Origin of the sequence: Salinarimonas sp., from assembly GCF_040111675.1 — a bacterium.
GTDB lineage: Bacteria > Pseudomonadota > Alphaproteobacteria > Rhizobiales > Beijerinckiaceae > Salinarimonas.
Genome location: NZ_CP157794.1, coordinates 93,592 through 108,693 on the forward strand (window position 1 = coordinate 93,592; position 15,102 = coordinate 108,693).

General features: G+C 72.6%; 10 protein-coding genes. 3 read left to right on the forward strand and 7 right to left on the reverse strand.

The features are described from left to right. Positions 1-5 precede the first annotated feature (5 nt). Positions 6-635, reverse strand: coding sequence for a peroxidase-related enzyme (locus tag ABL310_RS00405; RefSeq protein WP_349369753.1), 630 nt, complete (start codon positions 633-635; stop codon positions 6-8). A 115-nt stretch (positions 636-750) separates the two neighbouring features. On the opposite strand from ABL310_RS00405, the gene ABL310_RS00410 reads away from it, so the two are divergent. Further along, entirely contained in the window at positions 751-5,595 is a 4,845-nt protein-coding gene (locus ABL310_RS00410; protein ID WP_374730357.1) for an NAD-glutamate dehydrogenase, read from the forward strand. A 24-nt stretch (positions 5,596-5,619) separates the two neighbouring features. On the opposite strand, the gene ABL310_RS00415 is transcribed toward ABL310_RS00410, so the two are convergent. After that, entirely contained in the window at positions 5,620-7,509 is a 1,890-nt protein-coding gene (locus ABL310_RS00415; protein WP_349369754.1) for a DEAD/DEAH box helicase, read from the reverse strand. Positions 7,510-7,738: 229 nt separating this feature from the next. On the opposite strand from ABL310_RS00415, the gene ABL310_RS00420 reads away from it, so the two are divergent. Then, positions 7,739-8,563 (forward strand): methyltransferase domain-containing protein, encoded by an 825-nt coding sequence (locus ABL310_RS00420; protein WP_349369755.1) that lies wholly within the window; start codon positions 7,739-7,741, stop codon positions 8,561-8,563. On the opposite strand, the gene ABL310_RS00425 is transcribed toward ABL310_RS00420, so the two are convergent. From ABL310_RS00425 to ABL310_RS00440, 4 genes are all read right to left on the reverse strand, one after another. Further along, on the reverse strand, positions 8,508-9,230 hold the full coding sequence (locus ABL310_RS00425) for a tyrosine-protein phosphatase (RefSeq protein WP_349372131.1): 723 nt from the start codon (positions 9,228-9,230) through the stop codon (positions 8,508-8,510). The two genes, ABL310_RS00420 and ABL310_RS00425, sit on opposite strands and share 56 nt — an antisense overlap. A gap of 111 nt (positions 9,231-9,341) precedes the next feature. Continuing rightward, the gene (gmk, locus tag ABL310_RS00430; protein ID WP_349369756.1) at positions 9,342-10,007 is read right to left on the reverse strand and encodes a guanylate kinase; all 666 of its coding nucleotides are present in this window, start codon (positions 10,005-10,007) and stop codon (positions 9,342-9,344) included. 5 nt (positions 10,008-10,012) lie between these two features. Next, positions 10,013-10,882: a YicC/YloC family endoribonuclease gene (locus ABL310_RS00435; RefSeq protein ID WP_349369757.1), complete on the reverse strand. Its 870-nt coding sequence runs from the start codon at positions 10,880-10,882 to the stop codon at positions 10,013-10,015. A gap of 108 nt (positions 10,883-10,990) precedes the next feature. Continuing rightward, the gene (locus tag ABL310_RS00440; RefSeq protein WP_349369758.1) at positions 10,991-12,691 is read right to left on the reverse strand and encodes a histidine kinase dimerization/phosphoacceptor domain -containing protein; all 1,701 of its coding nucleotides are present in this window, start codon (positions 12,689-12,691) and stop codon (positions 10,991-10,993) included. A gap of 157 nt (positions 12,692-12,848) precedes the next feature. Here ABL310_RS00440 and ABL310_RS00445 point away from each other — a divergent pair, with 157 nt between their 5' ends. Further along, positions 12,849-13,358, forward strand: coding sequence for a 2'-5' RNA ligase family protein (locus ABL310_RS00445; protein WP_349369759.1), 510 nt, complete (start codon positions 12,849-12,851; stop codon positions 13,356-13,358). A 10-nt stretch (positions 13,359-13,368) separates the two neighbouring features. On the opposite strand, the gene ABL310_RS00450 is transcribed toward ABL310_RS00445, so the two are convergent. Next, positions 13,369-14,979 (reverse strand): phosphoenolpyruvate carboxykinase, encoded by a 1,611-nt coding sequence (locus ABL310_RS00450; protein ID WP_349369760.1) that lies wholly within the window; start codon positions 14,977-14,979, stop codon positions 13,369-13,371. Between the last annotated feature and the right edge of the window lie 123 nt (positions 14,980-15,102).

A 15,102-nucleotide genomic window follows, 5' to 3' on the forward strand; every position in this document is an offset into this window, starting at 1 on the left:
AGCAATCAAGAATCGGCCATATCACGTGCACTGGCGTGATATTGCGCGTTCGGGCGCATGTCGGTCGCCGAGGCCAGGCGGTTCGACATGGCGAAGAACGAGGCCACCGCGGCGACGTCCCAGATGTCGACGTCGGAGAAGCCGGCCTCGCGCAGCGCCTCGCGGTCCGGCTCCTCGATGGTCCAGGAGGCGAGCGCCACCTTCTCGGCGAAGGCGAGCATGGCGCGGTGGCGCGGCGCGAGACGCGCGGCGCGCCAGTTCACCGAGAGCGTGTCCCCGAGCACGGGATCGCCGGACATCTGCCGCACCGCCGCGCCGTGGGCGACGACGCAATAGACGCAGCGATTGGCCGCCGAGACGACGACCGCGATCATCTCGCGCTCGAGCTTGGACAGCCCGGAGGGCGCGAGCATCAGGCCGTTGTAGAAGGCGGCGAAGGCGGAGAGCTTGGCGTCGTCGTGGGCGTAGGCCGCGAGCACGTTCGGCACGAAGCCGATCTTCTCGTCGCATTTGGCCAAATAGGCCCGCATGTCCGGCGACAGATCCCCTTGCGGAAGGTCGAGTGCGGTGGGAGCCTTCTCGGCGCGCTGACGCAGGGGCGGCGCCCCCGCTTCCGGTCTTTTCGGCTCGGCCATGGGACGGGATCCTTCCTCACGCGTTGGTGTGTGGCGAATTGTTGCAGCCGGGTGCGGCCTATGCCAAGCCTGGCCGTAGCCGAACCGACGACAGCCGAAGCGAGGGGCGTGCGGGATGGACCGGATCGAGGGCGAGGAGACGGCGGCGATCGCCGCGGCGATGGCGGCGCTCGAGGAGAAGCGCAGCGAGCAGACCCCGCCCCGAACGGTCGACGACCTGTTCGGGCAGACGCCGCGCGAGGATCTCGACCGCTACGGCCCCGAGGAGCTCGCGGCCCTCGCCGCGGAGGCCTTCGCCCATCTGCGCAAGCCGCGCGTGATCGATCCGCACGCGCCGCGGCACGATCTGGCCGTCGTCGACCGCGAGTTTCCGCGCGCCGATCGCGCCCTCGAGCTCACCGTGATCGAGGCGGTCAACGACGACATGCCGTTCCTGCTCGACTCGACGCTCGCCGAGATCGTCGACCAGGGCCACGAGCCGCGCCTCGTCGCGCATCCGATCCTCGCCGTGCGGCGGGACGGAGAGGGGCGCCTCCTCGAGCTTCTCGGCCCCGCCCACGACGTGGAGCCGCAAGGGGCGATCCGCGAGAGCCTGATCCACATCCATCTCGACGAGGTCGACGACGCCGCGCTGGAGCGGCTGCGGTCCGGGCTCGAGCGGGTCTATTCCGACGTCGCGGTCGCGGTCGCCGACTGGCCGGCCATGCGCGAGCGCCTTCACGGCGCGATTCGGCGCTACCGCGAGACGCCCCCGCCCCTGCCGAAGCAGGAGACCGAGGAGGCGCTGGCCTTTCTCGAGTGGATCGCGGCCGACAACTTCACGCTGCTGGGCGTGCGCGAGTACCGCTTCCCCCACGGCGACGTGGCCGCAGAGCCGATCGAGGGCTCGGGCCTCGGCATCCTGCGCGATCGCTCGGTCAAGGTGCTGCGCCGCGGGCGCGAGCTCGTCGCCATGACGCCCGAGGTGCGCGCCTTCCTGCAGAAGCCCTCGGCGCTGATCATCACCAAGGCCAACGTGAAGTCCCGCGTCCACCGCCGGGCGCATCTCGACTATATCGGCGTGAAGCTGTTCTCCGACACCGGCGAGGTGATGGGCGAATTGCGCGTCGTCGGCCTGTTCACCGCGAGCGCCTACACCGAATCCACCGACGACGTGCCCGTGCTGCGGCTCAAGCGCGAGAAGGTGCTCCAACGTGCCCGCTTCGACCCGCAGAGCCATGCCGGGCGCGCGCTGATCAACGTGCTCGAGAACTATCCGCGCGACGAGCTCTTCCAGATCGACGAGGAGACGCTCTACCGCTTCGCGCTGGAGATCATGAACCTGTCCGATCGGCCACGCGTGCGCGTGCTGGCGCGGCCGGACGAGTTCGACCGCTTCGTCTCCGTCCTCGTCTTCATCCCGAAGGATCGCTACGACACGCAGGTGCGCCGCCGGGTCGGCGAGTTCCTCGCCGGCGTCTACCAGGGCCGCGTGTCGGCCGCCTACCCGGCCTATCCGGAGGGCCCGCTCGCGCGCACGCACTACATCATCGGCCGCGAGGAGGGCGCCACGCCGGACGTCTCGCGGGAGGCTCTGGAGGACGGCGTCGGGGCGATCGTGCGCACCTGGGGCGACGCGCTGCGCGACGCGCTGCGCGAGGAGATCGGCGGCCCTCGGGGACGGGACCTCGCCGCGCGCTACGCCGACGCGTTCAACGCCGCCTATCGCGAAGCCTTCTCCGCTCACGAGGCGATCCGGGACATCCTGATCGTGGAGCGCGTCTCGGCCGAGCGGCCGCGGGCGGTCGATCTCTACCGGCGCGAGGGCGATCCGGAAACGCGCGTGAACCTGAAGGTGCTCTCCCGCGGCGCCGGCCTGCCCCTGTCCGAGCGCGTGCCGCTTCTGGAGAATCTCGGCTTCCACGTGGTGAACGAGCGGACCTACCGCGTCGTCCCCGCCGGCGCGAGCGAGGCGGAGCGGGTCTGGCTGCACGACATGACGCTGACCCGCGCCGCCGGCGGGCCGATCACCATCGAGCGCATCGAGAAGCCGATCGAGGCGGCGCTGCTCGCGCTCTTCCGCGGCTTCGCCGAGTCGGACGGGTTCAACAAGCTGGTGCTCGAGGCCGAGCTCGGCTGGCGCGACGTCGCCATGATCCGCGCGCTCGGCCGCTACCTGCGCCAGGTGCGCATCCCCTACGGCCAGGACTACCTCGCCACGACCTTGGCGCGGCATCCCGCCATCGCCGCGGCGATCGTCGCCTACTTCTACGCCCGCTTCGACCCCCGCGCCTCCGAGACGCGCCCGCGCGAGGAGGCCGAGAGCCTCGCGCGCGAGACGATCGAGGAGATGCTCGGCGCCGTGCAGAGCCTCGACGACGACCGCATCCTCAGGCGCTTCGTCAACCTGGTCGAGGCGGCGCTACGGACGAACTACTTCCAGCTCGAGGCAAGCGGCCATCCGCGCCGGACCATCGCCTTCAAGTTCGCCTGCGCCAGGGTGGAGGCGATGCCGCTGCCGCGGCCGCTCTACGAGATCTTCGTCTACTCGCCCCGCGTCGAGGGCGTGCACCTGCGCTTCGGCAAGGTCGCCCGCGGGGGCTTGCGCTGGTCGGACCGGCCGCAGGACTTCCGCACCGAGGTGCTGGGCCTCGTCAAGGCGCAGCAGGTGAAGAACGCGGTCATCGTGCCGGTGGGCGCCAAGGGCGGCTTCGTGCCCAAGAAGCTCCCGCCCGCCCACGAGGACCGCCAGGCCTGGTTCGAGGAGGGGCGGGAGAGCTACAAGGTCTTCATCGACACCCTGCTCGAGCTCACGGACAACATCGTCGGCGACGACACCCGCCCGCCGGCGGACACGGTGCGCCACGACGGCGACGACCCCTATCTCGTCGTGGCCGCCGACAAGGGCACGGCGACCTTCTCCGACACCGCGAACGCCATCTCGCTGGAGCGCGGCCACTGGCTCGGCGACGCCTTCGCCTCGGGCGGGTCCAACGGCTACGACCACAAGAAGATGGGCATCACGGCGCGGGGCGCCTGGGAGGCGGTGAAGCGGCACTTCCGCGAGATCGACGTCGACGTGCAGTCGGAGCCCGTGACGGTGGCCGGCGTCGGCGACATGTCGGGCGACGTCTTCGGCAACGGCCTGCTGCTCTCGCGGGCGGTCAAGCTCGTCGCCGCCTTCGACCACCGCGACGTCTTCATCGATCCGAACCCGGATCCGGAGGCCTCCTTCGTCGAGCGCCAGCGCCTGTTCGAGATGGGCCGGTCCTCCTGGGCGGACTACGACGCGGCGAAGATCTCCAAGGGCGGCGGCGTGTTCTCGCGCCAGATGAAGGCCATTCCGCTCTCCGACGAGATGCGCGCGCTGCTCGACCTCGACCAGCGCACGGCGACGCCCTTCGAGGTGATGCGGGCGATCCTGCGCATGCGCGTCGACCTGCTCTGGTTCGGCGGCATCGGGACCTACATCCGTGCCGCGGGCGAGAGCGACGAGCAGGTCGGCGACCGCGCCAACGACGCGATCCGCGTCACGGGGGCGGAGCTGCGCGCGCGGGTCATCGGCGAGGGCGCCAATCTCGGCGTCACCCAGCTCGGCCGCATCGAGGCGGCCCGCCACGGCGTGCGGCTCAACACCGACGCCATCGACAACTCGGCCGGGGTCAACACCTCCGACGTCGAGGTCAACATCAAGATCGCCCTCGATACGCCCGAGCGCGACGGGCGGCTCACGCCCGAGGCCCGCAACGCGCTTCTCGCCGACATGACGGAGGAGGTGGCCGGGCTCGTCCTGCGCAACAACTACCTCCAGACGCTCTCGCTCTCGCTTGCCGAGCGGCGCGGGGCGGGAGACGTCGGCTTCGTGCGGCGCCTGATGCAGGGGCTCGAGCACGAGGGCCGGCTCGACCGCAGCGTGGAGCAGCTCCCCGACGACGTTGCGCTCACGGCCCGCGCCGAGGCCGGCGAGGGCCTGACGCGGCCCGAGCTCGCGGTGCTCCTCGCCTATGCCAAGCTGCAGCTCTACGATCAGCTGCTCGAGAGCGCCGTGCCGGACGACCCCTATCTCGGCCGCGAGCTCGACCGCTACTTCCCCGCCGCGCTGCGCGAGCGCTTCGAGGACGCGATCCAGACGCACCGGCTGCGCCGGGAGATCATCGCCACCCAGCTCTCCAACGCCATCGTCAATCGGGGCGGCCCGACGGTGATCGCCCGCCTCGCCGACGCCACCGGCGCCGACGCGCCGACCATCGCGGCGGCCTATGCGGCGGCCCGCGATTCCTTCGGCCTCGTCGCGCTCAACGCCGGCGTCGACGGGCTCGACACGATCGCGACCGGGTCGATGCAGCTGCGGCTCTACGCCGAGCTCGAGGAGCTCGCGATGAACCGCATCGGCTGGTTCATCCGCAACGTCGATCTCGACGAGGCGCCGCTCGAGGCCATCGTCGGGCGCTTCCGGGAGGGCGTCGTCGCGGTGGAGGACGCGCTGGTCGACTGCCTGCCGGACGCGGCGCAGCTGCTCTGGCGCGAGCGCACGGCGACGCTGACCGCGCAGGCGGTGCCGGAGATGCTGGCGAGCCGGCTCGCCGCGCTGCCGATCCTCGTCGCCGCGCCGGACATCACGCTCATCGCCGGCGAGGCGGGGCGCTCGATCCGCGACGTGGCGGCGACCTATTTCGCGCTCGACGAGACGTTCCGGCTCGGCGTCCTCGCGGCGCAGGGGCGCGACGTGCCGATCGCGGACTATTACGACCGCCTGGCGCTCGAGCGCGCGCTCTCCGGCGTCGCCGACGCCCATCGCCGGCTCACCGCCGAGATCGCCCAGGAGGAGGGCTCCGGCCGCGAGGCGGTGGAGGCCTGGTGCGCGCGCCGCCCCGACGTCACCCGCATCCGCACCGCGGTGGACGGCATCGTCTCGTCGGGGCTGACGCTCTCGAAGCTGACGGTCGCCGCGAGCCTGCTCGGCGACCTCACCCGCGGGTGAGGTCTCGCCGGACGCGGTGCGCCGTCACGCACCGGCGTGGCGGCGCTCCTTGCGCGGCGGGCGGGCGTCGGCGGCGGCGGCGCCCGTCGCCGCGCCCTTCCAGCCGGGACCTTTCCCGGCTCCCTTCTCGACGCCCTTGCCGAAGCCCTTGCCCATTCCCTTGCCGGACCCCTTCCCGCCGAAGCCCTTCGGCCCGTCCCGGCGCGGGCCGGACCCGCGCTTGTCGCCGAAGCCGCCTTGCGGTCCCGGCGCGCCCTCGGCGCGGGTGACCCGGACGTTCTCGTCGTTGGCGCCGAGCGCGCCCTCGGCGAACCGGTCGGCGGCGTCGAGGGCGATGCCCACCCGCGTCTCCTCGGGGAAGATGCGGATCGGGCCGACCTCGTCGCGGGTGATCCCGCCGAGGCGGCAGATCAGCGGCAGGAGCCATTTCGGATCCGCGTTGGCGCGGCGGCCGACGCTGAGCGAGAACCACGCCATCGGCTGGCGCTCGCGCGCTTCTCGGGGCTGTCGCTCGCGCGGCTCGAAGCCGCGCGGCTCGTAGGGCTTCGCGCCCCGCTCGGGACGCTCGCCGCGCTCCTCGCGCGGGCGGCGCTGCGGGCGCTCGCCGGGATCGCAGACGTCCTCCGGCGCCGGCAGGCGGGCGCGGTGGAGGCGAACGAGGGCCGCGGCGATCTCCTCGGGGGACTTCTCCGCCATCAGCGCGCGCGCCGTCTCGAGCTCGTCCTCGGCCGGCGCCTGCGAGAGCAACGGGTCGGCGAGGAAGCGCTTGCGGTCCTCGGCGCGGATGTCCTCGAAGGTCGGCGGACCGGACCATTCGACGTCGATGCGCGCGGCGGCGATCAGCCCCTCCGCCTTGCGGCGGCGGTTCACGGGCACGATCAGCGCGCACACGCCCTTGCGGCCGGCGCGGCCGGTGCGGCCCGAGCGATGGAGCAGCGTGTCGCGGTCGTTCGGCAGGTCGGCGTGGACGACGAGGTCGAGATGCGGCAGGTCGATGCCGCGGGCGGCGACGTCGGTGGCGACGCAGACCTTGGCGCGCCCGTCGCGCAGGCTCTGCAGCGCGTGGCCGCGCTCGGCCTGGGAGAGCTCGCCCGAGAGCGCCACGGCGGCGAAGCCGCGCTCGACGAGGCTCGCATGGAGGTGGCGCACCTGCTCGCGGGTGGCGCAGAACACCATGGCCCCGCGCGCCTCGAAATAGCGCAGGACGTTGACCACCGCGAGCTCCGCCTCGCGCGGGGAGACGCGGATGGCGCGGTAGGCGATGTCGGCGTGCGGCGTGTCGCGCCGCACCGTGTCGATGCGCATGGCGTCGCGCTGGTGGTCGCGGGCGAGCTTGGCGATGTCCGGCGGGATCGTGGCCGAGAACAGCAGCGTGCGGCGCTCCGCCGGCGCGGCCTCGAGAATGAAGGTCAGGTCCTCGCGGAAGCCGAGATCGAGCATCTCGTCGGCCTCGTCGAGCACCGCGGCCTCGAGCCCGGAGAGGTCGAGCGCGCCGCGCTCGAGATGGTCGCGCAGGCGCCCCGGCGTGCCCACGACGATGTCCGCGCCCACCTCGAGCGCGCGGCGCTCGCGCCGCGGATCCATGCCGCCGACGCAGGCGACGATGCGCGCGCCGGTCTCGCCGTAGAGCCAGGCGAGCTCGCGCTCGACCTGGAGCGCGAGCTCCCGGGTCGGCGCGATCACCAGCGCGCGCGGCGCGAGCGAGGGCACCAGGAGCGGCGAGGCCCCGATCAGCGTCTCTGCGAGGGCGAGACCGAAGGCGACGGTCTTGCCGGAGCCGGTCTGGGCCGAGACGAGGAGATCGCGCCCCTCGTGCCCGGGCGCCAGCACGGCGGCCTGCACCGGCGTCGGCTCGGAATAGCCGCGCGCGTCGAGCGCCTCGGCGATGAGGGGATGGGTCGCGGGAAAGGGCATGTGGTCGTTCGTACCGTGCAGAAGGCTCCCCGACCGGCCATGGAGGCCGGCGTCGCCGATCGAGTCCGACGTCTGACGAGGAGAAAGGCGGCCGAGCGAGCCGCGCGCGTGAAGGCTACATAGTCGATCGCGGCCCGAAATGCGAGGGCCGATCCGCGCATGGCTGCGCCCCGGGTTGCGCATCGCGCCGCGGCGCGTCATTCCTGTCTCAGGGAGGAGAGCGCGAAGCATGACCCTGGACGTCGTCGCGCTGCGTGCGTTCTACGACAGCCCCCTCGGCGAGACCGCGAAGCGATTCGTCGGGCGCGCGCTGGCGGGCTTTCTCGCGCCGAGCGCCGGCGCGCGCGTGATGGGGCTCGGCTACGCGACGCCTTATCTCGACGCCGCGCGCGGGACGGCCGAGCGCACGCTCGCCTTCATGCCGGCGGCGCAGGGCGTGGAGGCCTGGCCGGCGGACGGCCGCTCGGCCTCCTGCCTCGCCGACAGCCTGATGCTGCCGCTCCCCGACGGCTGCATGGACCGGGTGCTGCTCGTCCATGCGCTCGAGAACTCGGAGGACCCCAACGAGCTGTTCTACGAGATCTGGCGGGTGCTCGCCCCCGGCGGCCGGCTCGCCGCCGTAGTGCCCAATCGCGGGGGGCTCTGGGCGCGCATGGACGTCACCCCCTTCGGCCACGGCCAGCCCTATTCCCGCGGCCAGCTGAAGGCCCTGATGCGCCGCACCCTGTTCACGCCGGAGAGCTGGACGGAGACGCTCTACGTCCCGCCGCTCCGCTCGCGGACGCTGCGCTCCTCGGCGCCCGCCTGGGAGCGGATCGGCACGCGGCTCAACCTGCCTTTCGCCGGTGTTCACGTGGTCGAGGCGACGAAGCAGCTGCACCGGCCGCTCATGGTGCGCCAGACCCGGCGCGGCACGCGCTTCGTGCCGGTGCTGGTGCCGGCGGCGAACGGCGCGGGGGCCGTGCGGCGGGACGGCGGGGGCGGCGAGGCCGCATCCCTCACTCGCGATGCATCACCTTGTCGACCAGGATGTCCGACAGGACGCCCGGCTTGAAGTCCCGCTCCAGCCGCTCGGGATCGTAGCGGGTCTCGATCCACTCCTCGAAGGAGAGCCCGTGCGCCTCGCCCTCGTCGCGATAGGCCTCGAAGAAGGCGTCGAGGATGCCGGTCTTGGCGAAGCGGAAATGGCCGTAGGCGAGGGAGAGCTGCCCCAGAGCCTCGTCGGCGCTGCGGCCCTCGTGGACCAGGAGGTAGAGCGCCGAGACGAAGCCGGCGCGGTCCGCGCCCGACTTGCAATGGACGAGAGCGGGGTACTGCACCGACGCGAAGAACTCCCGCGCGCGCAGCATCGTCTCCTTGTCCGGCGCGGCGCGCGAGCGCACCACGAAGTCGACGAGGGTGAGCCCGAGCGCGTCGCAGCATTCCTTCTGCAATTGCCAGGAGCCGTGCTCGCGCCCGCCGCGCAGGTAGACCACCGTGCGCAGGCCCTTGTCGCGCAGGCGCGCCAGCTGATGCGGCGCCGGCTGGGCCGCGCGCCAGAGCGTCTCCGACACCTTGTGCAGGTTGAGATAGGCCAGCCGGAAGACGCCGTGGTCGACGAGCATCATGTTCGCCCACGCCCGCAGCCGACCCGCCACGCCCTCGATCGGGCGATCCCACCGGGCGATGCGCGCCAGGCGCCGCGCATGGCGGGTCTCGTCGGTGCGGAAGCGGTTGAGCACGTTCGGGTTTTCCCAGGCCGCCCCGTCCGGGTAGGGCGGCTTCGCCATGGCGACTAGCAGCGGCGGGGCCCGCGGGCAAGAGCGCGGGTCGCGGCGGCGCGTCGCTGCCGGTCACGCCTCCGAGGCGAGCACGGTCTCGAGATCCCCGACGAGCCCGTCGACCAGCGGCGCCAGATTCTCGCGGCGCGTCCGGCGCACCCTCTCGGCCTTCAGGATCGCCTCGAGATCGTGGAAGGTCCGCTCCAGATCGTCGTTGACCAGCACGTAGTCGTAGTCCCGCCAGCGGGCGATCTCGCCGAGCGCCGTCTTCAGCCGGCGGCGGATGGTCGCGTGGTCGTCCTCGGCCCGGCGGGCGAGGCGCTTCTCGAGCTCGGCGATGGAGGGCGGCAGGATGAACACCGAGGCGACGTCCGGCCGCATGGTCTCGTAGAGCTGCAGCGTGCCCTGGACGTCGATGTCGAACAGGACGTCGCGGCCGTCCTCCAGCGCCTGCTCGACCGGCGCACGGGGCGTGCCGTAGAAGTTGCCGTGCACCTCGGCGTGCTCGAGCAGCTCGCCGCGCTCGCGCATCAGCTCGAAGTCGCGCACGGTGATGAAGCGGTAGTGCACGCCGTCGACCTCGGACGCGCGGCGCTGGCGCGTGGTGACCGAGACCGACATGGTGATGTCCTTGTCGGTCTGGAGCAGGAGGCGGGCGAGGGTCGACTTGCCCGCGCCGGAGGGCGAGGCGATGATCAGCATCACGCCGCGTCGCGTGCGGCTCGTCTCGGAGGGCATCCGAATCACTCCACGTTCTGCACCTGCTCGCGCAGCTGGTCGACGACGTGCTTGAGCGCGAGCCCGATCTGCGAGAGGGTCACGTCGTTCGCCTTGGCGCACAGGGTGTTGGCCTCGCGGCCGAATTCCTGGGCGAGGAAATCGAGGCGCCGGCCCACGGCGCCGCCCTCGGCGAGGAGCGCCCGCGCCTGGGCGACGTGGGCGGAGAGCCGGTCGAGCTCCTCGCGGATGTCGGCGCGGGTGGCGAGCAGCGCCGCCTCCTGATGGAGCCGCGCGGGGTCGAGGCCGCCGCCGGTCTCGCCGAGCGCCGCGACCTGCGCCGCGAGCCGGGCGCGAATCGCCTCCGGGCTGCGGCCGGGATGAGCCTCCGCCTGCGCCACGAGATCGGCGATGGTCGCGAGATGCCCCTCGATCACGCTCTCCAGCGCCGCGCCCTCCTCGCGTCGCGCGGCGAGGAGCGCCTCCGCGAGCCGCGGCAGCGCGGCGCGCAGGTCGGCATCGAGCGCGGCGGGATCCGCGTCGCGCTCGCCTTCGTCGAGCTCGACCACGCCGCGCACGGCGAGGAGCCCGTCGAGGGAGGCGGGGGCGATCCCGTCGGGCACGCGGACCTCGGCGAGGGCGTCGAGCAGGCCCTGCAGCACCTCGCGATTGACGCGCACCTTCGGGGCGCCCGCCGCGCGCTGGAGCGTCAGCGACAGCTGCACCTGCCCGCGGGCGAGCGCCTTCGACAGGATCCGGCGCGCCTCCTCGCCGACGGCGTCGAAGCCCGGCGGCGTGCGCAGGCGCACGTCGAGCCCGCGGCCATTGACCGATTTCGCCTCGAGCGCCCAGGAGACGGCGCCCGTCGCGCCCGCCTCGCGGGCGAATCCCGTCATGCTCGCAACGCCCACGCGCCTCGGCCTCCCCGATCCCGAAAGTGCGCGGGACCATAGGCGCGCCGGCGCGCGCTCACAAGCGGCAAGAGCGCCGCGCGCCCACGCGGCTCACGCGGTCTCGCCGCCGGCCTCGGCGACGTCCGCTCGCTTCCCCGGCACGGCGGGGACGAACAGCACGGTGAATCGCGTCCAGCCGTCCCGCGAGTCGCAGGCGAGCCGCCCGCCGGCCTGCTCGGCCATGGTGGCCACCATGCGCAGCCCGAAGCCGGAGCTGCGGCTCGGATCGAAGCCCTCCGGCAGCGGCGGGCCCTGGTTGCCGACGGCGAGACGCCAGCCGGCCTCTTCCGGCGCGAGCTCGACCACCACGTCGCGCGCGCCGCCGTATTTCACGGCGTTGGTGAGGAGCTCGTTCGCCGCGAGCGCGAGCGGCATCGCGCGATCGGCGGTGAGCACGAGCGGCATCGAACGCACCTCGATCCGGGCGCCCTCGCGCATCAGCCCGTCTTGCATGCTGGCGCAGAGCTCGTCGAGGAGCTGCGCGAAATCGACCGCGGCTCCGGCGTGGTCGGAACGGTGCAGGTTGCGGTAGGCGGCGGCCATCGCCTTCACGCGGCCGGCCGCCTCGTCCAGCTCGCGGCGGGCCGCGTCGTCGCCGACGCTGCGCTTCTGCAGCGTGAGCAGGGAGCCGAGAACCTGGAGGTTGTTCATCGTCCGGTGCGCGAGCTCGCGCAGCAGCATCTCCTTGCGGTCGAGCGTGCCCTCGAGGTCGTTCGCGAGCGCATCGAAGGCGTGGCCGAGCTCGGCGATCTCGCCGGCGCCCGAGAGGTCCGCGCGGGCTGAGAGATCCCCGCCCCGCCAACGCTCCGTCGCGGCGAGGAGCTGGCCCACGGGCCGGCGGACCGTCCGGCTCGCGACCAGCCAGGCGGCGAGCGCCGCGGCCGCACCGGCGCCGAGCGTCAGCAGCACGCCCTGGAGGTTCGCCCGGTCGAGGATGGCGTAGGCCTCCGTCCGGCTCACGCCGACGCCGACGTAGAAGCCTCCGGGGTTGGCGGCGGGCGGCACGTAGCCGATCACGCGCGGCACGCCGTCCACCGTGGCGGCGATCTCGACGCCTCCGGCGCCCGGATCGTCGAGAAGCGCGAGCAGCTCCGGCGTCATGCGCCGGCCGAGATAGGCCTGGTTGTCGGGATGGCGCACCAGCACCACGCCGTCGCGATCGGCGACGAGGATGGCCTGGCCGTCGGTCCAGATCGGCCGCTGCAGCCGCGCGGCGAGGGCGCGCAGGTCGACCGCGGTGATCACGACGCCGGCGAAGCCGCCCGTCGCGGTCTCGACGGGCGTCGCGAAGTGCACCACCGGCGCGTCCGTCGAGCGGCCGATGGCGTAGCCGTCGACGCTGAAGGCCCGCTCGGCGCGCGCCCGCCGGAAGTAGCGGCGATCCGCGACGTTGAAGATGCGCACGTCCTCCGGCCGGTGCACGCCGTCGCACCAGATGTCGCCCTTCGCATCGGCGACGAGGACGTTGTTCATCAGCGCCTGCCCGTCCACGATGCGTTGCAGGGTCTCGCTGCAGCCCTCGGCGTCGCCGCCGCGGATCTGCGGCGTGCCGGCGAGCACGGCCTGGACCTGGCGGATGCCGTCGACGAGCTGCGACAGGTCTCCGGCCAGGAAACGGGCCTGCTGCAGCGCCTCCGCGCGCACGTCGGCCTCCATCTCCCGATAGAGGTCCTTCTGTCCGGCGAGGAGGGCGACGACGAGGGGCAGGACGGCGGCGAGGATCAGCACGGCGAGGCGTGCGGCGAGCGACATGGCGCGGCTTTCGGCGGACGCGGCGGCGGTCCGCGACGACGATCGGGCCTCGTGGACGCGACCGTCGCCAAGCGTCGAAGCATACGCCGAGAAGGCGCGCGCGTAAAACCGGGGTCGACGGCGCGCCGTCGGCGGGTCCGCGCCCTACCTCCCCCTCATGGACCCCTTGATCGTCACCCTCGCCCTCGACGAGGCCGCCTTCGCGGTCTTCGACGCCGCGCGGCGCGCGCATTTCCCGCCCGAGCGGAACCTGATCCCGGCGCACCTCACCCTCTTCCACAAGCTGCCGGGCGCGGAGGAGGAGGCGATCGCGGCGGGGCTGGCGGAGGCGGCGGCGGCGCGCGGGCCGCTGCCGATGACCTGCGCGGGCCTGCGCTTTCTCGGGCGCGGCGTGGCCTATCGGCTGGAGGGCGAGGGCGTCGTCGCCCTGCGCCGGGCGCTGGCGCGGCGCTTCGCGCCCTCTCTCGGCCCGCAGGACGCGCAGGCGATCGCGCCGCACGTGACGATCCAGAACAAGGTCGATCCGCGCGCGGCGAAGGCGCTGCTCGCCAGGCTCCAGGCGGGCTTCGCGCCCTTCCCCGTCACCGGGGAGGGGCTGCTGCTGTGGCGCTATCGCGGCGGCCCGTGGGAGCCGGCCGGGCGCTTTCCCTTCGCGGGCGGCGCGTGAGCCGCCCGCTTCAGGCCGCGATCGACATGGACGGCGCGGCGGCGCGCACGTCGTCGTCGACGTCCGCCTCGAAGCGCTTGAAGTTCTCCTCGAACATGCCGATCAGCTTCTTCGCCGTCTGCGCGAACAGCGCCTTGTTCTGCCAGGTCTTGACCGGATAGAGGATGTGCGGCTCGATGCCCGGCACCGAGGTGGGCACGGCGAAGCCGAAATAGGGGTCCTGCCGGAAATCCGCCTTCGCCAGCGACCCGTCGAGCGCCGCCGAGAGGAGGCGCCGCGTGACGCGGATCGGCATGCGCCGTCCGACCCCGTGCATGCCCCCGGTCCAGCCGGTGTTGACGAGCCAGCAGTCGACGTGGTGACGCGCGATCAATTCGCGCAGCATGTTCCCGTAGACCGACGGCGGGCGCGGCATGAAGGGCGCGCCGAAGCAGGTGGAGAACGTCGCCTGCGGCTCCGTCACGCCCTTCTCGGTGCCCGCGACCTTCGCCGTGTAGCCGGACAGGAAGTGGTACATCGCCTCGGCGCTCGTCAGCTTGGCGATCGGCGGCAAGACGCCGAAGGCGTCGCAGGTGAGCATGACGATGTTCTTGGGCTGGCCCGCCCGCCCGCTCTCGGAGGCGCCCGGGATGAAGTCCAGCGGGTAGGCGCAGCGCGTGTTCTCGGTCTTGGACGCGTCGTCGAAATCCGGCTCGCGGGTGTGGGGGTCGAGGACGACGTTCTCCAGCACCGTGCCGAAGCGCCGGGTGGTGGCGTAGATCTCGGGCTCGGCGTCGGCGGAGAGGCGGATGGTCTTGGCGTAGCAGCCGCCCTCGAAGTTGAACACGCCCTGCGGCCCCCAGCCGTGCTCGTCGTCGCCGATCAGCGGGCGGCCGGGATCGTTGGAGAGCGTGGTCTTGCCGGTGCCGGAGAGGCCGAAGAACAGGGCCACGTCCTTCGGCTCGGACATGTTGGCCGAGCAGTGCATCGGCATGACGCCCTTCTCGGGCAGGACGAAGTTCAGGTAGGTGAAGACCGACTTCTTCATCTCGCCCGCATAGGACGTGCCGCCGATCAGCACGATCTTGCGGGTGAGGTCCATGGCGATGACCGTCTCGGAACGGCAGCCGTGGCGGGCGGGGTCGGCCTTGAACGAGGGCAGGTCGATGATGGTGAGCTCGGGCACGAACGAACGCACCGTGTCGATCTCGGGCCGGCGCAGCAGGTTCCTGATGAACAGCGAGTGCCAGGCGTATTCCGTGTAGACGCGGGTGCGCACGCGGTAGGCCGGATCGGCGCCGCCGAACAGGTCCTGCGCGAAGAGCTCCTTGCCCTCGGCGTGGGCCCGGAAGTCCTCGAGCAGCGCGTCGAACTGCTCGGGCGTGATGGCGCCGTTCGCGTCCCACCACACCGTGCTCTCGGTCGTCGCGTCGCGCACCAGGAACTTGTCCTTCGGCGAGCGGCCCGTATGCACTCCCGTCTCGGCGACGAGCGACCCGCCGGCCGCGAGCTGCGCCTCGCCGCGCGCGATGGACCGCTCGTAGAGCGCGGGCGCCTCGAGGTTCCAGTACACGCGCGCGAGCTTGCGCAGGCCGAACGTGTCCGCGCCCTGAGCGCTGTTGTAGACGCCGAGATTCTCCACGGGTTTCGCCCTCCTTCTCGTGAGCTTGCCTCATCGTGACCCTGCGCCCGCCGCCGAGGCGTCGCGAGCGGACGGTCAACGCCCCCGTTCTGCGTGCGGATGCATGATTTTTTGCGCATTCCG